The 21,699-nt window shown below is 34.7% G+C and carries 21 protein-coding genes and 1 tRNA gene; 6 read left to right on the top strand and 16 right to left on the bottom strand.

Features of this window, described 5'->3' with window-relative positions:
• The first annotated feature begins 45 nt into the window (after nt 1-45).
• Both LRP84_RS20925 and LRP84_RS20920 read left to right on the top strand, forming a co-directional pair.
• Nucleotides 46-177, top strand: coding sequence for an anti-repressor SinI family protein (locus LRP84_RS20925; protein WP_230576864.1), 132 nt, complete (start codon nt 46-48; stop codon nt 175-177).
• A gap of 84 nt (nt 178-261) precedes the next feature.
• Nucleotides 262-585, top strand: a complete 324-nt coding sequence (locus LRP84_RS20920) for a helix-turn-helix domain-containing protein (protein ID WP_230576863.1) — start codon at nt 262-264, stop codon at nt 583-585.
• Nucleotides 586-684: 99 nt separating this feature from the next.
• On the opposite strand, the gene LRP84_RS20915 is transcribed toward LRP84_RS20920, so the two are convergent.
• From LRP84_RS20915 to LRP84_RS20895, 5 genes are all read right to left on the bottom strand, one after another.
• Complete coding sequence (locus tag LRP84_RS20915) at nt 685-1,278, bottom strand: CalY family protein (protein ID WP_230576862.1); 594 nt, start codon at nt 1,276-1,278, stop codon at nt 685-687.
• A 514-nt stretch (nt 1,279-1,792) separates the two neighbouring features.
• Nucleotides 1,793-2,563 (bottom strand): DUF4047 domain-containing protein, encoded by a 771-nt coding sequence (locus tag LRP84_RS20910; protein ID WP_230576861.1) that lies wholly within the window; start codon nt 2,561-2,563, stop codon nt 1,793-1,795.
• A 433-nt stretch (nt 2,564-2,996) separates the two neighbouring features.
• On the bottom strand, nt 2,997-3,569 hold the full coding sequence (gene sipW, locus LRP84_RS20905) for a signal peptidase I SipW (RefSeq protein WP_230576860.1): 573 nt from the start codon (nt 3,567-3,569) through the stop codon (nt 2,997-2,999).
• Between the two features lie 145 nt (nt 3,570-3,714).
• Entirely contained in the window at nt 3,715-4,950 is a 1,236-nt protein-coding gene (locus tag LRP84_RS20900; RefSeq protein WP_230576859.1) for a D-alanyl-D-alanine carboxypeptidase family protein, read from the bottom strand.
• Between the two features lie 136 nt (nt 4,951-5,086).
• Entirely contained in the window at nt 5,087-5,314 is a 228-nt protein-coding gene (locus LRP84_RS20895; protein WP_230576858.1) for a hypothetical protein, read from the bottom strand.
• Between the two features lie 200 nt (nt 5,315-5,514).
• Here LRP84_RS20895 and LRP84_RS20890 point away from each other — a divergent pair.
• From LRP84_RS20890 to LRP84_RS20875, 4 genes are all read left to right on the top strand, one after another.
• A tRNA-Val gene (locus LRP84_RS20890) sits at nt 5,515-5,587 on the top strand.
• Nucleotides 5,588-5,758: 171 nt separating this feature from the next.
• Complete coding sequence (locus tag LRP84_RS20885) at nt 5,759-6,679, top strand: tyrosine-type recombinase/integrase (RefSeq protein ID WP_230576857.1); 921 nt, start codon at nt 5,759-5,761, stop codon at nt 6,677-6,679.
• Nucleotides 6,680-6,807: 128 nt separating this feature from the next.
• Complete coding sequence (locus LRP84_RS20880; RefSeq protein ID WP_230576856.1) at nt 6,808-7,101, top strand: hypothetical protein; 294 nt, start codon at nt 6,808-6,810, stop codon at nt 7,099-7,101.
• Nucleotides 7,102-7,273: 172 nt separating this feature from the next.
• Complete coding sequence (locus tag LRP84_RS20875) at nt 7,274-8,041, top strand: helix-turn-helix domain-containing protein (RefSeq protein ID WP_230576855.1); 768 nt, start codon at nt 7,274-7,276, stop codon at nt 8,039-8,041.
• Between the two features lie 1,463 nt (nt 8,042-9,504).
• Here LRP84_RS20875 and LRP84_RS20870 read toward each other — a convergent pair.
• From LRP84_RS20870 to LRP84_RS20820, 11 genes are all read right to left on the bottom strand, one after another.
• Entirely contained in the window at nt 9,505-10,164 is a 660-nt protein-coding gene (locus LRP84_RS20870; RefSeq protein ID WP_230576854.1) for an HGGxSTG domain-containing protein, read from the bottom strand.
• 38 nt (nt 10,165-10,202) lie between these two features.
• On the bottom strand, nt 10,203-10,871 hold the full coding sequence (locus LRP84_RS20865) for a phage protease (protein ID WP_230576853.1): 669 nt from the start codon (nt 10,869-10,871) through the stop codon (nt 10,203-10,205).
• A 91-nt stretch (nt 10,872-10,962) separates the two neighbouring features.
• Complete coding sequence (locus LRP84_RS20860) at nt 10,963-11,175, bottom strand: hypothetical protein (RefSeq protein ID WP_230576852.1); 213 nt, start codon at nt 11,173-11,175, stop codon at nt 10,963-10,965.
• 43 nt (nt 11,176-11,218) lie between these two features.
• The gene (locus LRP84_RS20855; protein WP_230576851.1) at nt 11,219-11,899 is read right to left on the bottom strand and encodes a hypothetical protein; all 681 of its coding nucleotides are present in this window, start codon (nt 11,897-11,899) and stop codon (nt 11,219-11,221) included.
• A 266-nt stretch (nt 11,900-12,165) separates the two neighbouring features.
• Nucleotides 12,166-12,984: a MarR family transcriptional regulator gene (locus LRP84_RS20850; protein WP_230576850.1), complete on the bottom strand. Its 819-nt coding sequence runs from the start codon at nt 12,982-12,984 to the stop codon at nt 12,166-12,168.
• Between the two features lie 1,225 nt (nt 12,985-14,209).
• Nucleotides 14,210-14,389 (bottom strand): hypothetical protein, encoded by a 180-nt coding sequence (locus tag LRP84_RS20845; protein ID WP_230576849.1) that lies wholly within the window; start codon nt 14,387-14,389, stop codon nt 14,210-14,212.
• Nucleotides 14,390-14,412: 23 nt separating this feature from the next.
• The gene (locus LRP84_RS20840; protein WP_230576848.1) at nt 14,413-14,739 is read right to left on the bottom strand and encodes a hypothetical protein; all 327 of its coding nucleotides are present in this window, start codon (nt 14,737-14,739) and stop codon (nt 14,413-14,415) included.
• A gap of 674 nt (nt 14,740-15,413) precedes the next feature.
• Nucleotides 15,414-16,940, bottom strand: coding sequence for a protein kinase domain-containing protein (locus tag LRP84_RS20835; RefSeq protein ID WP_230576847.1), 1,527 nt, complete (start codon nt 16,938-16,940; stop codon nt 15,414-15,416).
• Nucleotides 16,941-17,183: 243 nt separating this feature from the next.
• On the bottom strand, nt 17,184-18,305 hold the full coding sequence (locus tag LRP84_RS20830) for a protein kinase family protein (protein WP_230576846.1): 1,122 nt from the start codon (nt 18,303-18,305) through the stop codon (nt 17,184-17,186).
• 1,966 nt (nt 18,306-20,271) lie between these two features.
• Complete coding sequence (locus LRP84_RS20825) at nt 20,272-20,853, bottom strand: recombinase family protein (RefSeq protein ID WP_230576845.1); 582 nt, start codon at nt 20,851-20,853, stop codon at nt 20,272-20,274.
• A 311-nt stretch (nt 20,854-21,164) separates the two neighbouring features.
• Entirely contained in the window at nt 21,165-21,611 is a 447-nt protein-coding gene (locus LRP84_RS20820) for an ArpU family phage packaging/lysis transcriptional regulator (protein ID WP_230576844.1), read from the bottom strand.
• Nucleotides 21,612-21,699 lie beyond the last annotated feature (88 nt).

Here is a 21,699-nt window from a genome sequence, read left to right as displayed (position 1 = left end):
ATCTATATCTTCATATAAAGATTAACCATTAAGGGGAGATCATGCTTGCAAACAAAAAAAAAGGAAATACTAGATCAAGAGTGGATCGATTTACTGTTGGAAGCTTTAGATATGAATATTGACACTCAAGAAATTACAAATTTTTTAAAACTGGCAAATCAAGAATCACAGAACTAATCATCATTGTTCTTTTTAAAGAAAAATGTGTTATAATAAATTACATCTTATGTCGACTACATAAAGTAAGAAAGGTGCGCTAACATGATTGGAGAACGTATAAAACGACTGCGACTACAAAGAGGTATTTCCTTAACAGAACTTGCTGAAAAAGCGGGCGTTGCAAAATCATACATTAGCTCTATCGAACGAAACTTACAAAAAAATCCTTCAATTCAATTCCTCGAAAAAATTTCCAACGTTCTGCATGTTTCTGTTGATGTTCTTCTTCATGACGAGCCTACAGAAGAACAAGCAATGGACTCAGAATGGATGAATCTTGTTAAAGAAGCCATGCATTCTGGTGTTTCCAAAGAACAATTCCGCGAATTTTTAGAGTTCAATAAGTGGAAACAGAAACAAAAATAATGTTATGTAAGAAGAAGTGCTTTCTATGAAGGCACTCTTTTTTATTTGTACTACAAAAACTACAAAAGCGGGGAAGGGCCCCCGCTTTTGTTATATCACTTATTTTTCTTCGCCTTCAGTTTGTGAAGCGTTGAATGTCCAGTTTAGTTTCAGTTTATCACCTTGGAATTTATTTTGATCTTGACCATTATCAACAAATTCAAATTCTACCCATAAGTAATCTTCAGATTTTGGAGCAAGTCCGCCTTCCTCAGCCCACTCTGGTGCGAATACGTCTTTACCTACTGCATCGGGGTTTTCTTTCTGTAATTCCGCTAATGTTTTAGAATAGATTGGCTCACTTTGTTTATCCCAGTTCCAGAAGAAGTTTACACGAATATGTTCACCAAGGTCTTCCCCATTGTTATCACCTTTCGCATCTAAAACTTCGTATTTAGTTGCTAATTGCACATCTTTAATTGTTAAGGAACCTTTATTTTTCAATACAAATTCTCGCTTCATTGTATCGCCTGGTTTTAAATCCTTTACATCAACCAATACTTTTGGATTAACATTAAGATCTAATGTACCAGCCGCAAATGTATTGTTTGTTTCTGCTTTATCACTAAAGAATGCAAACGTTCCTCCACCAATTAAAGATAACCCTAATGCTGCTGATGCTACTCCCATGCCTAACTTTTTCTTAATACCCATTCTAAGTTCCCCCAATTTTCTTTTTATTGTTAGCTCTTATGAAGATAAGAGATATAACTAGTTAAATAATTGCTTCGTTTCGACATAACTTTTGTAAATATACTTCCTCTTTCTCTCTATGTATGCTCTTTAATAAACTTACCTATGGTTCATTATAAAGAACGATAAGTGTATAAATGAAATCGCAAAAACTTCTAAATTTTCTGTTTTTATTTTATTTTTTCCTGTTTTTCTTTCCTTTTCGCTACCTTTCTTACAAATTCTCTTTTTTTCATGCATATATGATATTTCCTACAAGAAAGGGTAAGGCACCTCTTATTTAATATAGCAAATAAGAGGTGCCTTACCCTTTCTCTTTATGATCGTTTCTCTCGCTTTTGGTATACAAATAATCCAATAAGCATCATTCCGATCCCAATTAAAATTGTATTCATAATATATATTCCAAATTCTTCTTGCAATATATTTTTTATATTAGTCTCTATTTATGTAGAAGGTATAACCGAAATATGCATTACTGCTTTGTTTCCACAGCAGTTGATGCTTCTTGCTTTACTTCTTCTTTACTTTTCTCAGATTGTGTAGATGCTGAATCGTCTTCTTGAACTTGTTTTGGTTGTTCTACATTCGCATTATTTTCCTGTTTTTTCTCTTCTTGTTTTGAAGATTGTTGTTCTTGCTGAGAAGACGTTTTAGGTTGTTCAGACGTTTGTTTCTTTGCTTCGTTTGTTTGCTTCATTTTTTCTTCATTGATTTGTTTTTCTAATGCTTGAATATGTTCATCGACTTTTTGTAAAATCTCTTGCTTGTCCATATCATTACGAATACTTTGAATTTGTGCAAAACCAGCTTGTACATATTTTAATATTTCTTGTGCTGATTCCCTGTTATTTACCTTTATATCTTCTACTACTTCGTTATAATATGATTCAATCTCAGTATAAATGCTTTGCACTGCTGTTATTTCTACCTTGATTACTTCACGGTGTTGCTTCCATACAGCAAGCTTATCTTCTAATTCTGCAACAGTTTCATTTGAGTTTACTGCACTATTTATCACATTGTAATGTGTGAAAATAGCGTCCCTATGATTCCTTGCTTCCTCTGTTAATTTTTCAATTGTTTTCGGAAAAACAATTGCGGCTGAGAGGTCTGATTGTACTGTTTGTTGATTTGAAAAAGATGCTTCCGTATATGTCACTACTTGAGAACCCATATAAAAGGCTACAGAACATATACACGGTAATATGAGTGTTTTTCTTACCTTATTTGAAAATTTTTCCATAACCACATCTCCCATTGTACACATTTAAGTTCTTTATAAAAAATTTTTTATTATAATGAAAAGCTCAAAAAAGTAAACCTAAGTAAAAACAAAAGTGCTATGCATTCATGAAGAAATGTCTAGCATATTTTATATCAAACCCTACAATTCTTTATAAAGAATAAGACTATCTCATAAAGATAGCCTCCTCGTTAATTTCTTACTTATCTATTCCGTCAGTATGCTGTGCTGCAAATGTTCCTCCATCGATTAAAAATGCTCCCATACCTCACTTTTTCTTAAAACTCATTCCAATTGCCACTACGTTCTACATACATTTATTAATTCTCAATAATTTTTGAGATAACCATTTTATCCCACATTGACGGGTAGTAAGCCCGATTGGTTCAACTAACCATCAGTGGAGGATACCCCCACTGATGAAAGCTTCACTTTATACAGATTGTCCTGCATCAGAAGACTTGCTTTTCTTCTCAGAGTCTATGCTACGTATTGCTCCAAAAATAGAAACTGCAGAGTACCCTAGTAATAAGACACCTGGAATTATTAATAATAATGCTGCTCCTGCTTTAGAATTTGCATAGCTTAGTAGATAACCAACATATGGAACAGTAATATCTGCATATTTTCCAACTACGTTTTCAGCAGGAACTGGCTGTAAATCTGGACCATTGTTGTTATCCCCTTTTGTTTCATAGAACACTTTTCCATCTATATTTTGCACATCAATAATGCGGTGAGTAATCAGCTTGTTATCTTCTTTAAATGTGATGACATCACCTTTTTTATATTTTGAACCGTCTTTTGTTGGTTCAATTGCAATAATAGATCCTGTTAAAAATGTAGGTTCCATCGATCCTGATAATACTGTCTTAAATTGGTATCCCATCACTGTTGGAGCGCTGTCACTTGCCTTCGATGAAATCACCACAAACGCTAAGCAAACCATGACAGTAAACAAAACAAACGAAATGATATTACTAAAAACTTTCCAAACTAATTTCATGTGTCTCGCTCCCTTCCTTAGTCTCTATGCAAACGAAAGTAAAAATATTCAAATTTATCATTCTTTTCGAAGAACTCATAATTATATTATAACGAACATTAAAGAACCGCAATAAAAAAAATAGGCAAAATTTGTTTGCCTATTTCTACTGAGACAATGTCCGCTGTTTTTTACGCTTCCAAAAAAATATTCCAATACTAATGACAGTAAGAATCCCTGCACCAATTCCAACCACTAGTACATATGAAGGAATTGAATTTGTTATTTTATTTTTTGACGGCTCCTCAAATGCAACATCTTCTTTCGAAAGAACCTTTATACTTTCTAACGTTTCATTATTTTTTTTAATATCTACTGTACCAACGACATCACCGCGGTGAAGACCCGTTTTATATAATTCCGCTTCATCAATAGGATTTTCCTTAAAAACAGCTTGTACATTTTTGGCTTCACCTTGCTTTAATACAAGTTCAGCGCTTCGTTCTAATTCACCATGTACTGATTTATTCAAGTAAGGCATTTCCTTTGTCCAATTGTTTTTATCAAGCACTTGTTGTTTTGTAAATTGAGGAAAAGCATAATCAGCAATTTGTTTCATGTCTTCATAAATCTCTGGCTTTTGTGAAGCCATTACGACATTAATAATACGATTTCCATCTTTTTCATTTATTTCTACAAGCGTATTATGAGCTTCATTTGTAAAACCTGTTTTCCCGCCAATACAATTTGGATTTTCAAAATATCTTCCTTTATTAAAAATAGAAGCTGTTTGCCTTGACGTTGTAACAGTTGTTTGCTTCGTATTCATTGCCTTCATAATTTCTGGATACTTCATCGCACCTCTTGTAATCATTGCCATATCATAAGGTGTTGTATAATGATTTGGATCATGCAGACCACTTGGTGTAACAAAATGACTGTCCTTTGCCCCTAATTGCAGCGCCTTCTCGTTCATCATCTTCGCAAAATTTTCTGTACTTCCTGCAATATGCTCAGCAATCGCATACGCCATATCATTTGCGCTCAACACCATTAAAATCATAAGTGCAGTATCTCGATCTACTGTCTCTCCTGCTTGAAATTCAATTTGATAATTACTTTTTTCTTGTTCGAGAGCTTTGGGAGAAAATGCAATTCTCTCTCCTGGCTGCACATACTCCATCAATAAAATACTTGTTAATACTTTCGTTATACTAGCTGGATAAGCATGCTGATGCGCGTTTTTATCATACAAAACATCACCTGTCTTCGCATCAATAGAAACCGCATACTGTCCAAACACATTTGGCACCGGCGGAGTTTCTGCATAAAATTTAGCGGGGGCAATAAAAAATAAACCGCTCGCAATAATTAAAGCCAAAATTTTCTTTAAATTACCCATACAACTCTCCTTTTTCTTCTCTCTTTATATGAACATATTAAGATTGCTATAAAACAATATATTTTTTTTACTCACTATCCTTCACTATATCATAACTTTACAAAAAAACACAGAACGGCATAAAAAGAAGGAGGAACTACTCCTCCTCATCTTTCTCATCTGCTAATAAATCTATAAAATTTTTTTTAGCCTCCTCTTCTGTTATCTCCTTTGTTAACCCTAAAAATGCCCAGCCCTTTGATTCTAGCCATTCTATAAGCTCATCTACAAATTCATCATGAGATACATCTACATCAAGAACTGCTCCATTAATAGAAATCGTTCTATATCTTGGTACATACATTTTAAAATTTTTTCTTACCATATATACCCCTTCATTTATACATTTTTATACAAAATATTACTTTTTCCTTTATATAATATATTAATAGAGTAGTAAAAAATTAACACTCATTACGCCCTAAAATATCTAAAAATTTAAAATAATTACATATATTACTTGATTTTACTATAAGACTATCATACAATTAATTGCATACTAGTTTGTATACATATAAATTTCCTGATCCCGTAGCTCAGCAGGGAGAGCGCCACCTTGACAGGGTGGAGGTCGCTGGTTCGAACCCAGTCGGGATCATATAACCTAATAGTATCAAGGCTTGAGAGGACATTCTCAAAAGCTAAAACTGTGGAGGTCTCCATCAGACACCACAAGTTAAAAGAGGACTACTTCTAGTCAGCTAATCAGCTGTCTCAGAGGTAGTCCTCTTTTTTGTTTCTATAAAACTAAGAAAGGACTGATAAGAAAATGCTACTTAAGTTTGCTATGAAGGATTTTAAAGAGGAAAAAGAGTTTTGCAATCTCTCTTCTCGCACTATTCAAGCTTACATGGCTACCTTGCATGAATTCCAAGCATTCTGCTCTGAGCGTGAACTTATTGATGCAAAAGACATCAGAGAAGCAACTGTTAAAAGCTATCTCGTGTATTGCCAACGAACAAGAAAAAACAACGTAGTAACAAGAAACACAAAGCTTCACCATCTAAAGATTTTCTTTAACTATTTGCAACATGAGGACATTCTTACCGAGAAAGAAAACCCTATTCGTAAAATGAAGCTGGCTAAAGAGGATATAAAAATTGAGGTCTTTCAAGATTACCATATTAAGCAAATGCTTAGTTACTATAGGAGACTTAAAACACGTGATAAGAGTCTATATGCCTACAGAGACCACACCATTATTGTTTTCCTTTTGGGAACTGGCTCAAGGCTTGGTGAGCTTATTAATATTCGCTGGAATGAGTTGGACTTAGTAAACCAAACAGTAACCCTATTCGGTAAAGCTCGAAAGCAACAAACTGTCCCCCTCACAGACAAGCTTGTAAAGGAACTGTGTGAGTACAAAATATTCATTGAACGTGAGCTAGGCAAACTCCCAGAGTACGTTTTTACTACACGGGAAGGGAAACAGATGAGTCCAAATAGCATTAAGCTCATGTTTAAGCGACTCAAACAAGTAATGAACTTTAATGATGTTCGCTTATCAGCACATACTTTTCGTCACACCTTTGCTCATCGTTGCTTAATGGCTGGCATGGATGTTTTCACTCTCCAAAGAATGCTAAGACACAGCAATTTGAGAATGACTGAGAGATATCTTGCTCTTTGGGGAACAGCTCTAAGAGAGCAAAATGAAAAGTTTAATCCACTCAACTCTCTTGAAATTTAAGAAAAAACTTTGTGGATCATGCCAACGTGCTTGACCAAATAGAGATCTCCTCTTTCAATAGCAAGCACGTTGGATTTTCAAATACAACTTATTAATCTTATAAAAACCATCTAAGGAGTGTATTTAAAATGAACTACCAAAACAATATTTCAGTTAACAATGTAATGAACCTAGATGAGTACATGAACATGATTGATCTCAAAATAGACCAAGAGTTGAACAGCTTAATTAACTCTCTAGGATATAAGGTTCATGAGTCGATGAGCTTTGAGGAAATACAAGAACTCAACTCTAAGATGGTGCAAGGTGGTTGCTTTCCAACAATAGACACCTATCAAGAAGGTATGAATTACATAGTCAACTTAAGTGTAGGAAACTTACAGCGTAACTTGGTGTTTGATCTTGAGGAAACAACAAAATGAGGATTTCTGTGAGTGTACCTAAACAAGTAAATAAAAAGAGCCTTGCATGAGTTTGGCGACCCACAAGGCTCTTTAAGAAAAATCCTGAAGGAGTAACCTTCACTGGCTATTGTATCACGCTTATTGGTACTGGCTCAAGAGTTACTCCTTCTTTAAAACTTAAGGAGGATATATGAAAGAACTGAGACAATATGAGAGCTTCAAGTCTGTCTCGGAGATGGACAAGGCTGTTGAAAAAGCTCTTACAGAATACGATTTAAAAAACAGTGAAAGAACTGTTTTATTTAAGCTTGCTCAATATAGCTGCAAGTTTGTTGGAGTAAGCTATTTAAAGAATGATACACTAGCTCAAGCTGTTGGATTCTCCAAACGCACTATTCAACGTGCTTTAAAAGGCTTAAGTAAACTAGGAGTTATTACTCGAATTGAACAAAAAAGAGCTAAAACTGGTGGTTATGGAGCGTTTATAACTGTTATCAATCCTATTGAGTGTCACCTTGTATTGTCACCTTGCCAAGAAGACGAAAAGCCTTGTGAGAACTACTCTGAGGAGCAAACTAAGAAGATAGAAACAATTTATTCTAAAACTGACCTTAAAGAATCAAAAGAACGTAAAGAAGTTAAATTAGATACTACTTTCTTAACTAACTCACATATCCCTGAGGAGTTTATCAATACAGTAAAACCTTTCTTCGATTCAGCTAAGGAGGTCTACTCTCTATGGGGAAAAGTAATGCTAGCTCATAAGAAATACTCTCCTGATCTATTAGAATACACTGAAATAGCTATTCAAGCTTTTAAACAATCAATATTTGCTAAGAAGATGAAGCGAATTAAGAAAGACTTCAAAGGTTACCTCTTTGGTGTGCTGGCTAAGATGCTATCAGTTGAACAAAGAAAACTTAATAAAGGAACTCTGTGGAATTGGCTTGAAAATTAACCACGAGAACGCCACACATTGTTATTACTGGTAAGTAATAATCTCTAACATCTAGAATGCACTACTAAGCTAGTACATCCTTGAGTTGGTTCTATTTGGCATATACTCAATTGTATACTAAGGATAGTAAACTATCGAGCATATCCTATTTTGCTTGTCCTCTCTCGTCATGGACTTGGAGTTGGTAACTAATCAGGTATGTGCTCAATTGAGTTCACACTTAGTCGCTATCTCGGGGTGTTTACAGAAATTTAACTAAAAAGTATTGGTGTAGCTTTATAAAAAAGTTTAATCAAAAATGTGCCAGAAATATATTTGAGTGAAATTAATGACACGCTCATAAAAGGTGTCCAAAATCTATAATAGCATGTCATTTTTATAATATATTTTAATTGATTATGAAAAGCCTTATGTACGTAGGTATTGTGCATATTAGAATAATGAAATTATTTTCAAATCAGCCGTAGTTTACATAATATTTTTTGCCCTGATACAACAAAAAAGTAAGGCGTGTAATTTGGCTCTTGAACCCCTTGGGAGAGTAGGATAGAATTAAGGTGCAGTAGAAATGAAAAGACCTCGTTTAGAGGATTAACACACTTTATTGAATATAACAATAATCAGGAGCACTACTGCGGTAGAAATGAAAAGACCTCGTTTAGAGGATTAACACTGTCCTATTCCATCCACCATGTACTTTTCCATCATGATGTAGAAATGAAAAGACCTCGTTTAGAGGATTAACACGTGTGAATACCAATAGCTGGTGGATAATCAAAATCATGATGTAGAAATGAAAAACCCTCGTTTAGAGGATTAAAAACTAGTAGAATATGTAAATATATAAAAAGAAGCTGAGCATCTACATATATATAGTAGGTAATCAGCTTCTTTTTATTGTGAAATAGACTTTTTTAGTTGTAGCTTTGAAATAAAGGTTGTATTTTAATCAAACTTTTTTCAAAACGGTGAAACTTTGTTTTAAATGTTACGACTTTTTTATAAACAGTTAAACTTTATTTCCAATCAACAATTGGCGGTAAAGGAGATTTAATTAACGAGTCAGGTAAACGTGCTATGTATATCTTTGAAGGAGATAAGCCAAGTAGCTTTGCTACTCTGAGTTTTGAAGATGATGAACTCAGCAATAAGATACAAGTAGGATTAGACTAAAAATCTGACAGGGAGTAATCCAAAGTTACTCCTCTTTTTTACACATCAGCATAGAGATACCTAACGAACCTTCTAAAAGCTTTCGCTCTATTTAAATACAAACGGCATTAACCCTCTCATTAAAAACTCATACAAATAAATCTGAGAGTCCATTTTTCTCCTCAGGTAAAGAAATTTTAGTCAAAATTGATAAATTAACAGATGGCTGATACCGAGATAGAAACACCCCCTAGTCTTCTTTTTTTAAGATAAAAACTAAAGGAGGCAACCCAGTAGGCTACCTCGTTGTGTTAGTTATCTCCCATATCAAACAAAGCATTTAAATTAACATTGCTAGCGTTATCTTTGTGTTCCTTAGATTGCTTAAACTTTTGGTTCAATCCTAGGGACTCAGCAAAACGGATAAGTTTTACCTCAGTATCGTTATAAGCTTTGCTGTCTCGTAGGAAGTCCTTAGAGTCCATTCTCATAGATTTAACTGTATTTATAGCAAATCGGTCTACGAGTACGAGATTAAACGGATCGACCTCATAGTTTTCAATGTAGTAATCCATTAAACCGTTATACAAGTCCGTTTCCTCTTGAGATAGCATTTCTTTGAAGTCTTTTGAATAAGCTCCGTGAATTAGGTTAGCTTTTGGGTTTAAATTTGCCATAGCTTTCTTCCTCCCTTCCTCAGTTTTTTGTCCAGTAGACTTACCACCATGGAACGGACATTTTCCATTAGTAGAACCATCCTCTTTAACGTGTGGCTTTCTTAAGCACAATCTACCGTCACCCTTGATAGCTCCACATATAGTTGGTTCTTTTTTGAGCTGGCCACGTAGTTTCTTGAGTGCTTCCTCGTCGTCTTTCTCCTTGGCAACCGCAACCTCCTCGGCTAAAGCTTTGAGTCTTGGGTCGTCTAATTTAGATGGTCTAGCTCCTTTTCTTGGTGCTGATTTATTCATTAGTTATCACCTCAGCTGTTATTTATATAAGCTGGCCTTTACCAGTTCATTATCTTCTCGTAGTTTTCATAGAATTGTTCAAACTCTTCTTGAGCTTTCTTAGTTCTCTCCTCTTCAGTCAATTTCTTCGGTGCTTCTCTCTTGCTGAATTCACGAGTTAGCTGTTTAATACCTAGCTCAAGTTGCTGTGCTAGTAAGCGAGTTTCTGAGTATTGCATCATTAGGTTAGCTTCTCGTTGTAACACATCTGCTTTTCTTTGTAGATCAGCTAGTGAGGATTGCTCTTTGAAGAGTTGAGCGGATTTAACTTGAGGGAACGCTACGAGTGACACCTCACGTAGTTTTTGGGGTTTGCCTGTGGAATCTGTATAGAAGGAGATGGAGAGTTTCTTCATTAATTTCTTGGCAATCCGCTCTTTAGCGAACTCATCAATAATCCTGACAGTGCCAAGAAGTTTATTACCTACTACACGTACACTCTCGAGGAAGCCTACTGTATCCCTTGCAGATTCTGAATGATCTAACTGGATAGGTACCTGCTCCTCAGCGTTGAAATTATCAGATAATCTTTGTAAATCAGCTACCTCGTATTTTTGTCCTCTGTGAATACCTACTGCGAATAACTCTGCATCCTTAATCATGTCCTCGCCAAGTTTCACCTCTGAGAACGACTCAATAAGCTTGCCATTGTCATAATTAAATTTCATGTGTTTTCACCTCGTTAGTTTAATAGAATAGTTGCACCTACTTTAGTAATAGCTGGTGAGGTGCTAACCTATAAGCCGGGTCATAAGTCAATTAATGAATGTATACCCCTTCTGATTGAACTTGTAGCATTAACTTCTTGAGCTCGTCTAACGAGTAATACTTTACCAGCGCACTCTCAAAGGCATGTAGCGTATTAAGCGCATATTTTAGTAACTCAACATCTCCAGTTTCTTGATAGTGCTTGCTGGAATACTCATAAGCTACTAGCAAGCGTTTGTAGTTGTCCTTAATAGTTTGTTCCATATGAGAAAGAACCTCCTTTCTTGTATACTGAGTAGGTCAACTCTTATAGTTTCTCAATACGTTCTTTTGTTTGATCTGCTAGCTCAACATTATGTTTATCAAGTACCACATTTATAGCTTCAAACACTTCTTTGACAATCTTGTTAGCTTCTTCTTTTCCCTTCTCGTTAATTTCTTTGTTAATACCGAGGATGAAAGATTGCTCTTGAGGGTTTAACTGCTGGAAATCACCCAATCCGTATGCTTGTGAGATATCCTGTGGTGCTTGGTGATTACCTTTTAAGCTATGTGCACTATAAGAGTCGACGTCAAAGAATTCATTGATTTGATGAATTACCATTTGGTTTTTAGTTACCTCAATGTTTACCTTCTTAGCTTCTTCACCTTGAGAGCGGAAAAGCTCTTTCTTAGCCTCTAGAACTTTTTCTCGTGTGTTAGCAATCTTGGAATCTAGCTCAGCGACTTCTGCTTGTAAGCTTTCCAACTTCTTAGTCCCTTTTTCCTTGCTCGCTAGTGCTGTTTTGTCTTTCTCATCAATTACTAGGTTAGCTGAGATGATTCTTAGAGCTTGTTCTACCTCGCTGATCTTTCTAGCTACACTTGAGCGTTGATCATGTAGTTCGTTCTCAGCAACTGTTAACTTGTCAACTTCCTTTTGAGCGTTCTCTACAGTTTTAACCTTTTTATTGTTACCTTCTAATAAGTTTTTGATAGTGTTTAACATATTCATTCACTCTCCATTTTAGTTTTTAGTTTTGGTTAGCATCCTCTTGAGATAACTAGGAAACCTCCCAGGTTAACTCCTCAGCTCCGCTTTGTAGGCTTCAGCACCGAGAAGGCAACTAAGAAGCTTGCTACCTAGCTCAAAAGGTGTTGCTTGTTGGTTTAACTTTGAATTTATACCTCGTGGGGAATAATCGAGGTATAAGTTTTAGGGGGCTTGCCATCTCAGCGGCTCTTGGTTACCATTTTTCGGATTACCCTGTGAGTTTACTTCTTAAAGTTCTCTCTAGAGAAGGAGGCTTTCTCGATGTTATCAAGTAGTTCATCTAAAGTAATCTTTCTAGTCTGGCGACTAACAGCTTTTGGATCTAAACAAATAGCTTCAGTAACTGTTTTAATCTCTATAATTAAGCGATTCTTACATAGTTCTTCCATTAGTTTTTTAACTGTTGGACGAGATAAACCAAGCAGTTCTTCTAGGTGTTTACGTTTTAAGAGTACAAGCCTACTAGTTTCTTCCTCATCAGGGTTCTCGACAATAAAATTAGTTGTCCAGCTCATGTATGAAAGCATCATACCGAATAATCCCAAAGCATTTAACGAAATAGACTTTGCTTTCTCTTGTAGGTGAGCTTTGAAGATTTTAACTACCTTGTACTCCTCTTTTAGCTTTTCACAAACAAATACCGCATCAGTCATATTCACATAAGTTGTTTTTCCTACCGTCTTACGGGTAATTAATCCATTAGATTCTAATTCTGATAAGATTTTATTAACTTGAGATCGCGTCTTGTCTAAGCTTGCTACCAAGTGTTTAACTGTTAATAGATCACCTTTCTCGGTGAACAATTTTCCATCTTGATTGATTTTCATGCAAGTCGCTAAATAAAGTAATACACCTTGTTGCTGTAGGGTTAAATTCTCTTTGATTACTTTGAAGTTATCTCGTTTCATCATCGTAAAATGTCTTCCATCTCGTTGGCTCATACTATTAAGGTATTTCTCTCGAGCCTCCTTCTGAGCTGAACTCACAATTTCATATCCAGCTTCGAGTACTTCCTGTTTGGCTGCTTGTAGGTTGTCCATTTAGTTTTCCTCCTCAATACCAATGTATCTCTGGATATGTCTCAGAGTTGGAACACTAAAAAAGAAGTTACCATGTCGCCAGCTCGATAGAGTTGTGGAGGCTAAACCTAACTTGACAGCTATAAATGTTAGCTTTACTCCGTGCTCCTTCAAATAAGTTTCAAACTCCTGAAGTACCTTATCGTTGAACTCTTTGTTCATATTGAAATCATCTCCTCATAGTTTTATTTATTAAGTTATTCCTTTACTAGTAATCTAAAAAAGGTGCTACCTCAGAAGGGGGGCAACTGAGATAGCAGATAATTGGGGATTGTACAGATTTCCGGCTGTACATTCCTCGTAGCTTTCCTTTATAAAAGGAGATGAAACATATATTCAATATTGAGACATAGCTTCTAGCAACAAAACTCAGGCAGGGGCGACCGCCGTCAGCATTTTGTTAATAGTTACCATTCTCAATATTGAATCAAAATTAAGGAAAACTACCCCTTCATAACTAATATGCTCCAAGTGTAACCAATATCGCATTTTTACAATATAGGTGTATACCTCCAAAGAGAAAACTCTCTTTTTTCCCCTTCATAATGTATATACGAAAAGTGTGACATATTTTGAGTCATTTCCTGTCGAATTTAACCTCTGAGTCCGACTCATAAATCGCTAAACCGTTGGTACTGCTGGGTTTATACTTGTCGAAAACTTTTTGAAGAAATTTATTAAAGTATTGCTTTTCGAGGTTTGAAACGTAGATTCAGCTCTGAGTGAAACTATATGAGAAAAACTTTGGGGCACTTTCTCTCGAATTTACCCCTTCATAACTAATATGAAGAAAGTGCATCATACCAAGAAAAAACCAGTAGTATCAAGGATTTAACGCTCTCCACTGAGTTCAACTTTGAGCTTTGACCTGCACTAACTATTTGTTCACTCAGCTTTTCATCTTAAAACCCCGTACTAATATTACGGAGTTCTTTTTATCTTCCCGGTTTTAGCTTGAGAGGAATAACCTTAATACGGTAATTGAAATTCAACAGATGTAGCCAGCAAGTCACGCCTTGTAGATCACCTCGAGAACGTAAAAAAACTGCAACCCATCAAGCGACCTCTACAGGTTACTAGTGAATTACAGCTTTAGTGTTTAATCTATGTAGTTGTACTATTTTAATCGTTCTCAAGTTGTATTTAGACTTACAGAAACCCTCTGTCGTGTTTTGCTACATAGCTTTTATTCTGTCTTAAGCTTGGTAGAACTACCTTCAGAGGATACATTTTTCCCTTGCTCTAAATCCCTTTGAATTAATCTTTTAATGTGTGTACTAAAATACCCTTGCCGTTTCATATGGTTATATAAGCGCCTATCTATTGGATTAAGCATATTAAACGCTACAGTTTTAACTTTCTTCATTTCATTTATCTCCTAACAGTTAATCATAGAGCTTTACTAAAAAGTTTCATAACTTCTTGTGCTTGCTCAGAGGGTAGCACAAAACCATCCTCTTTACTTCTTCCTTTTATATCTATAGCCAAACCGTTACCATTCAGAGGGGTAAAAGAGATTATTTCACCTTCTAAACCCAACAACTCAATACTTTGTTTCTGCTCTAATTTTCTTAACACCTGTTGAGATTGACTAAACAGTAACTCAGTTTGTATAACATCTCCTGAAATAACTCGTATGGTGAAGAGAATTTTACACCTTATACATTCCACCTTGAGTTTTACATATTCATCTATAAAAACAACTGGTTTAAACAAAAAAACACCTCCTCCCCTGATGACATCGACAATTATAACGTCATCTAAAACAGAAAGGAATACCCTAACTTATAGTTTATAACGATTGGTCGACTCAGGTAATACTATGGTATTAATTTGTAGAAAATTAGTCCAAAACTGAGGAAAGAAAAACTGAGGAGCTTTACCTCGATAGCCGAGAAATTACGAAGATGACTGTGTAAAATGACAATAAAGTTATTTAATTTTAAAACCTAAAACACATATAACCCCGACCTAAATTTTTTTATTAAAAGTCAAGAAGATAATTACAAAACCCTATAATTAAGTATTCAATTATAATGTCACATATTATATAGGATAAAAGGAAAAGGATAGATGAACAGGGATTAAACCTGCTTGCATCTATCCTTTTTGTACAACATATGACCTCATTTACTATTATTTTACCACAATATACCACAACAAATAATCATTTGTTTCTTCAACAAACGCGCCCGATTCTGGAATATTGAAAATGCAAAAGACATGCAAAATAGTTCCTGTGTTATCTAAATAAGCTCTCGTTAGTTGAAAACAAACAATTCAATTTAACAACAGATACTTTCGTTATATTGGACCTTTTTTACCTATATCACAAACGCAAAATTTTATTAAGGTATGTGGTGCTTCTTTATGAAAACATAATTTTGGTACTATAATCTATATACTACTTCTTCATGTTTTTTCTTTCTTAAATCATCTATTAAATGTGCTACTGTTTTCTTGTTCACTATTCCTTTTTCTTGAAATCCATCCAAAATATAATCATTTTTCCATAGTATCGAACAGTGGTATTGAGTACCAATAAAATAGTACTTATAAGAATTTGATCTATCGTGTTCTTCTACTTCGAGTTCACTAAGACTATATACTTCATCCTCAATTTCTATATATCCTGAATTCCGGTGATAGCCATGTACTATGTGTTTATTGTTTATTATTAGTGCACTATAAGTCTCTTCTCCATCTATAATAAAAGGTTCATTTTCTTCCGTTTCAAGCATGATTAAATCATCATAAACACTACCAGTATACAGCCATATCCCTTTAATTTTTATTTCTTTATAATCCAACAAAATCTTTTTATCTCCCAAATACTTTAGTTTACTGAAATCAGAATTTCCTATTCCAGTATTAAACCAAAGCTTAAGTTTGAAGTTTTGTTTATTGATATTTTCAACTAGTCTTTTTATATATTTTTCATCTTCAACAAACTGTAGACCTCTAGAGACAGAGGGGCATGTAGCACTAATAGCATCATTAAACAAATACATCTCTTCAAAGGGATCAACTTTTCTTCTCGATTCCTTAATTTGTTCCATATGTTCCAGAATCTCATTAATACTCTGGTACCGTTGTTCATGGTTATTATAAAGGCACTTATTTAACACTATTTCAATAACTTCTGCTTCTTCTGATTTAAAGACATCAGTAATTCTACTTCTATTTGTTCCTCTATGGGTTTCTCCAAATACATACCATTGGCATACCTGGCCAAGAGCATATATATCCATTGAAGGGGCTGGAAGAGCACCTTTCTTTGCTTGCTCAGGAGCTGAAAACTCATAATTACCTAATCTGTCTTTCTTTTCAGTTTTTGCTTTTAGTGTATATAACTCAGGGTTATAGTTAGCAATACCAAAGTCAGTTAAAACAAAGTCAGTTTCTTTTGTCACTAGAATATTTTCAGGCTTAATATCTCTATGTATTATTCCATGTTGGTGTATTTTTTCTAAAGTATTAAGTAAAAAGTTAAATAATTTTATAAAGGTCTTTTCACTTATTTCCGAAGTATTTTCTCTTAACTTATTTAGTGCTTTGTCGTACCTTTTCATAATAATGGCAGAAATTAAATAACCATCTTCAAATTGAATTTCTTCATAATTTATATAATTAACGATGTTAGTGCGTTCTTCTATTAAATTAACGTTAAAATATTCTGCTTTAAAACGGTCTAATTTACTCGATTGTGTATCTTCTACAAGAAACTTTATTGCAACCTCTTCATTGTTTTGAATTCCAGCATAGACAAGCCCATTACCACCTTGACCTATTTGTTCTAAATTTGAAATTTCTCCTAATGTTAAAGTAATAGACTTGTTATTCTTCTTGATAAAACTACTTATTCTCCTTCTATTTTCATCTGCTCCAACCTTTTTAATTTCATTTGCTTCAGCCATTGTATCCTCCAGTTTTCACCAAAATTATTAGTAATAAATCTAACTTCTATTAACCACTATCATTTTTAAAAATGCAATATCCATATTGGCTTTTTTTATTTAAGTATATGGCCCTTTTCTTGAATAATACAAAATTGCTTTAAAATTGAAATCAGCAAGAAATCCGATCACTATAAATATACAATTGAACCCTTCTAGATTTATTTACCTTTTCCGTATAAAAACACATAGTACAACACTTTTTTAGAACGGTAAATCATCAGGGTCTATTTCTATGGTTATCTGAGATAATCTCATATCTATATTATCTAACACTATTTTTTGTTTATAAGAAACCAATTGTTGTAATAATTGATAAAAATTAATAATAATTGAAAGCGGAATATCAATTGCAGATTTATATGTAAAATAATTATCAACAAAGCAACTTATTAATTTGCTATTATCCTGAATATAGGTTTCCAGAGAGCTATTTCGAATAAGAGTAGATAATCGATTCATTATTATATTAGGGTCATTAACAGGCTCGTATCTATTTGTATGGCTTACTATATATTTTGAAAGTATTTCTGCAAAATCCCTATATAAACTCTTTTCCTCCTCTGTAAAGTTTATTGCCAGTACACCTTGGGAAATATCAACTGAAATGTCGCGAAACGACGCATATCTTTCACGAGGATCTAATTGAATCATCTTGTCAATGATATATTTAAATTTAAAATTAGTAAGATTCTCACCAATAATATTACTAAACAATTTTCCAACAAAATAGATTTCACTTTGATGGTTGTATATTCCTTCATCAGCCGTTTCATTTGGCAACTGTGTTACCGGCCAGTTCAAGAGGACACTTCTTCCATCCTGATCTTGTCCTGCTAATTTTTTACCAAAACCGAAATCAATAACCTTAACATTCTCATGTTTATCTATCAAAATGTTTGCTGGACGAATATCCCTATGTAATATATTCTTAGACTCTAGATATTCAAATGCCGATATTGTTTCAGTAAAAATTTCCTCCCATCCTTTCCCTAAAAAAGGTTTAAAATCGGCAATTGAAACTCCGTCTATATATTCCATTTGAAGATAACCTAGTTTACTTTCAGGGTACAAATAGTAGTTATAAACCCGTACAATATTAGGGTGGGATATTGTAAATAAAATTTTAATTTCATCGACAAATCGTTCATAATTCTCGTCAATATAGTTGGAGTCTTTAGGTGCATACTTTTTAAATGCAAAAAACATATCAGTAGTTTCATCTCTAAAGAGGTGTGTATCTCCGGTACCACCTTGACCAAGTGACTCAATATGTATAAATTGCTTTACTCTATCAAATGTAACTACAGTACCTGGTTTGACCATTTATCTACACTTCCATTCCACCTATTTTTGTATTATTTTAACATAAATACCTCCTTTTATATAAATAAAACAAGTAAAAAATAGTAGTTTAATCTAGTTAATCATGTAAAAAAAATGCGTCGATTCTCCAAATACACGAAAAAAAATGCGTCGTTTCAAAGTAACTCCATCCCTTGTGTCTCTAAGGTTTAAACCTGTTCCACTCAGAAAAACCTTCTTTATTCTTATAGACTACATGGCTATCTCTTGGTACCTAATTCGACTAAGCCTCCTTAGTCCCGTCTCAAGTAGTAAACAAAAAGAGCTATACCAACCAAGCAAACACTACGGTTTACTCATCAGCACAGCTCCAAGTTTTACTCATATGTAATTTATATAGGTTTAACTAAAGTAGATCATACTTCCTCAAACAAAAAAATAAAATATCTGAGGAGGAAAGCCTTTAAGATAAATTCACAAGGTTGCTTCTTGTCGAGAATCGACTAGCCTTACTTGTGGGGTTAATCCTAATTCATTTCCATCTCGTATATATAATATTCCAAATACCTTACGAGGCGGAATCTTTTAGTTTAACTAGTTTGTTCACCTCAGTAGTTCTTTTTTATTTTCGTTTAATGAGTATTACTAATTGGTATCACCTCATAAGGTTATTTATATTTATTTATCTACGAGATGGACTAATAGGTTTAAATAATTAGATACACCTAAGAGCCCCAGCTCGTAAATTATTTGTATTTATCTTTATTTACGAACACCAACTAAATTAGATCAGCCAATAAGCTGTAACTTCCAGTTTCCTCTATAGGATACTGTGAGGTTACAGCTTTTTTAGTCTCCCCTTGAGCTGGCATTCAGTAGGCAAAACCATACAAATCCCCTGAGGAGTGTTCTACTGTGCTTCCTCCTCCCTGTTTTAATCACCAAAGTTTTATTCAAAAATTTAATTCTAAAAAAATTTCAACTCTAAAATTCAACTTATAAGCTATAACTCTAGGTGGTAAGTGAGGTAGGTGAAAACTCAAGAGGTTTTGCCCCTCAAATGGCAACTTACGAGCTGGGAACTAATTGGCTTTACTCCTCGAGATTATATTCAAGAAACACGATAAAGTTTACTCATAGGTATACTTTCTAAACATAGCTACTATCGTTAAGCGCACCCACCCCCGTCGTCATAAAAATCGGGGGACTAGGGAGGTAGTAGCCAAGGAGTAGCCCCTCAGAGCCAGCTAACGAGAGAAACTGTCAGAGGACACTACCCACAGAGTCTAACCATACAAGGCAACGATACAGGTAGTACATATGAGCTAGGCTACCTCGTGCAATCAACTACCGAGCCCGTACTCGATGAGATCGCCTCTATAGTCGTTACCGACAAGCACACTAACAGTAACAACTACTTGTCATCACCTCATACAACAATCAATAACAAATACCTTATGAGGTAGCGTACTCAATGAGATGCTATGTGCTATACTCTCCTGTTACTATCACACTAGGTACTATATAGCATATTCTTACATGCAGTACACCAATGAGCAGGGCTCTCCCTCATATACACGCTGTATGAGTACCCTACTTGTACACCTTGGTAGTATCCGCTAAGGAGTATAGCTGAGAGCCCTCAGATTAACTTATCCTACGTTGTAGTCATATGAGTGATACTATCAAATTACCTGTTCTGTATGTATGCTGAAGAGTCGTGCTGATAGGCGGCTTCTCATAAGACAAATAAAAAACCAGAGAAGACAGATCTATTAGTTAAACTCTTTGTTCTCCCTCATAAGTCTTTGTATTTATTTCTTTTTATGAGCTGGTACTCTTCAGCCGTACTTACAAGCACCAACTTACGTACTCGCTTATCAGCTCCACACACGAGCAGGCATACTAACAAGTGCACACTCAAGAGGTGCAGATACATTATCCGTACTCGCATACAAACAAAAAGAAGGAACTACGAGGCAGCAACTTAATTGTCACCTTTTCGTGTTCCTTCTTGTAGTTTTCTCTTATTGATCTCTTTATATAGCTTACCTTGAGAAATACCCACTTGACTAACAATATCCTTAATGGAATATTCTCCTGAGTCGTACATCTGTAAAGCTACTCTTATTTTGTCATTATCGAGTTTGGGTCTACCGAGTTTAACTCCTCGTTTCTTAGCGCTTGCCAGTCCTTCTTTTGTTCGTTCTGCTATTAAGTCCCTTTCGAGTTGGCTAATTACTGCCATCATCGAGAACATAGCTTTTCCAGTTGGCGTTGAAGTATCCATATTTTCCTTTAGTGATACGAAAGTAACACCCATATTATTTAACTCCTCAACAGTTGTAAGGATATCAAGAGTGTTTCTCCCTAGTCTGCTAATGGCTTCTACAATAACGGTATCGCCTTCTCGTACTGTATCCATGAGCTGGGCTAGTCCTGCTCGGTCTTTTTTAGTTCCTGTATATTTCTCTTGGATTAATCTATCATAGCCATACTTATTGAGTGCTTCTAGCTGTCTATCAAGTAACTGCTCATCAGTTGAAACCCTTGCATAAGCGATTCTCATCAGGTTTCTCTCCCTTACATTTATTGCACCTTTAATGTAACACGAGAGTTCACTAAGTGTAAAGGTTTTGTGTAATCTTTTATGTAATAACTTTATGTAACACACAAAAGGCTTAACAATAAGGTTTGATTCCCTAGTTAAATGATTACACTTATTTATCGTTTTATGTAATCTTGGAGTAAACTACAGAGCTGGGCTATCTCATATTCACACAACTTAGTGCTATCACTATATAGTTCTGATATGAGTTTAGCTAAAAAGGATCGCATCGAGGTGGGGGTTTTACCTCTAGAGTTAATTATAGAGATTTCCTATTTCTGTTCATAAACTTCTAGTCTGAGTGCAAATGCAAGCTTATAGAAAGCATTTACTTTATTACGTCTATATGTACGCTCACTCATACCAATCTCGTTATAAACCATATAATCAAAAACATCTTCATCTTCTAAGTAGCGCTTTACAATTATTTCTCTTTGATTCTTACTAAATCGACTTAATACTTTATCAATTTGAAAAGATAAGCACTGTAACTTCTCTTCTCGTTCACTTAATACTACATTTGCTAAAGCGACATCTTCGGCTGGCTTTCCAATAACATTTGTTGGGTCGTGATATCTTACCTCACAAGAAGCTGTGACCTTCATCTCATTTCTAATCATCCCAAACTGTCTATAAATACGAACATTTTCAAGAATTGCTTCTAAGCGATCCTGTGTTACTTTACGATTAATTTCGGGTAAGAAAGTTAATTGCGTCATATATATAAACACTCCTTGTCTATTTTAATGAAATAAAAAAGGCGGACATCATTCTATAGAACGGTATTAATATCGTTCTATAGAATGA

Origin of the sequence: Bacillus rhizoplanae (genome assembly GCF_917563915.1) — a bacterium.
In the GTDB taxonomy this organism is placed as follows: domain Bacteria; phylum Bacillota; class Bacilli; order Bacillales; family Bacillaceae_G; genus Bacillus_A; species Bacillus_A rhizoplanae.
This window is presented reverse-complemented; position numbering and strand designations above follow the sequence as displayed.

What these genes read in the sequence shown, in the direction of transcription:
- LRP84_RS20900 (WP_230576859.1), bottom strand. Translation starts at nt 4,950, where the DNA reads ATGGGTAATTTAAAGAAAATTTTGGCTTTAATTATTGCGAGCGGTTTA.
- LRP84_RS20860 (WP_230576852.1), bottom strand. Translation starts at nt 11,175, where the DNA reads ATGGAACAAACTATTAAGGACAACTACAAACGCTTGCTAGTAGCTTAT.
- LRP84_RS20880 (WP_230576856.1), top strand. Translation starts at nt 6,808, where the DNA reads ATGAACTACCAAAACAATATTTCAGTTAACAATGTAATGAACCTAGAT.
- sipW (WP_230576860.1), bottom strand. Translation starts at nt 3,569, where the DNA reads ATGAAATTAGTTTGGAAAGTTTTTAGTAATATCATTTCGTTTGTTTTG.
- LRP84_RS20910 (WP_230576861.1), bottom strand. Translation starts at nt 2,563, where the DNA reads ATGGAAAAATTTTCAAATAAGGTAAGAAAAACACTCATATTACCGTGT.
- LRP84_RS20875 (WP_230576855.1), top strand. Translation starts at nt 7,274, where the DNA reads ATGAAAGAACTGAGACAATATGAGAGCTTCAAGTCTGTCTCGGAGATG.
- LRP84_RS20820 (WP_230576844.1), bottom strand. Translation starts at nt 21,611, where the DNA reads ATGACGCAATTAACTTTCTTACCCGAAATTAATCGTAAAGTAACACAG.
- LRP84_RS20915 (WP_230576862.1), bottom strand. Translation starts at nt 1,278, where the DNA reads ATGGGTATTAAGAAAAAGTTAGGCATGGGAGTAGCATCAGCAGCATTA.
- LRP84_RS20835 (WP_230576847.1), bottom strand. Translation starts at nt 16,940, where the DNA reads ATGGCTGAAGCAAATGAAATTAAAAAGGTTGGAGCAGATGAAAATAGA.
- LRP84_RS20855 (WP_230576851.1), bottom strand. Translation starts at nt 11,899, where the DNA reads ATGTTAAACACTATCAAAAACTTATTAGAAGGTAACAATAAAAAGGTT.
- LRP84_RS20885 (WP_230576857.1), top strand. Translation starts at nt 5,759, where the DNA reads ATGCTACTTAAGTTTGCTATGAAGGATTTTAAAGAGGAAAAAGAGTTT.
- LRP84_RS20830 (WP_230576846.1), bottom strand. Translation starts at nt 18,305, where the DNA reads ATGGTCAAACCAGGTACTGTAGTTACATTTGATAGAGTAAAGCAATTT.
- LRP84_RS20825 (WP_230576845.1), bottom strand. Translation starts at nt 20,853, where the DNA reads ATGAGAATCGCTTATGCAAGGGTTTCAACTGATGAGCAGTTACTTGAT.
- LRP84_RS20850 (WP_230576850.1), bottom strand. Translation starts at nt 12,984, where the DNA reads ATGGACAACCTACAAGCAGCCAAACAGGAAGTACTCGAAGCTGGATAT.
- LRP84_RS20920 (WP_230576863.1), top strand. Translation starts at nt 262, where the DNA reads ATGATTGGAGAACGTATAAAACGACTGCGACTACAAAGAGGTATTTCC.
- LRP84_RS20865 (WP_230576853.1), bottom strand. Translation starts at nt 10,871, where the DNA reads ATGAAATTTAATTATGACAATGGCAAGCTTATTGAGTCGTTCTCAGAG.
- LRP84_RS20870 (WP_230576854.1), bottom strand. Translation starts at nt 10,164, where the DNA reads ATGAATAAATCAGCACCAAGAAAAGGAGCTAGACCATCTAAATTAGAC.
- LRP84_RS20845 (WP_230576849.1), bottom strand. Translation starts at nt 14,389, where the DNA reads ATGAAGAAAGTTAAAACTGTAGCGTTTAATATGCTTAATCCAATAGAT.
- LRP84_RS20895 (WP_230576858.1), bottom strand. Translation starts at nt 5,314, where the DNA reads ATGGTAAGAAAAAATTTTAAAATGTATGTACCAAGATATAGAACGATT.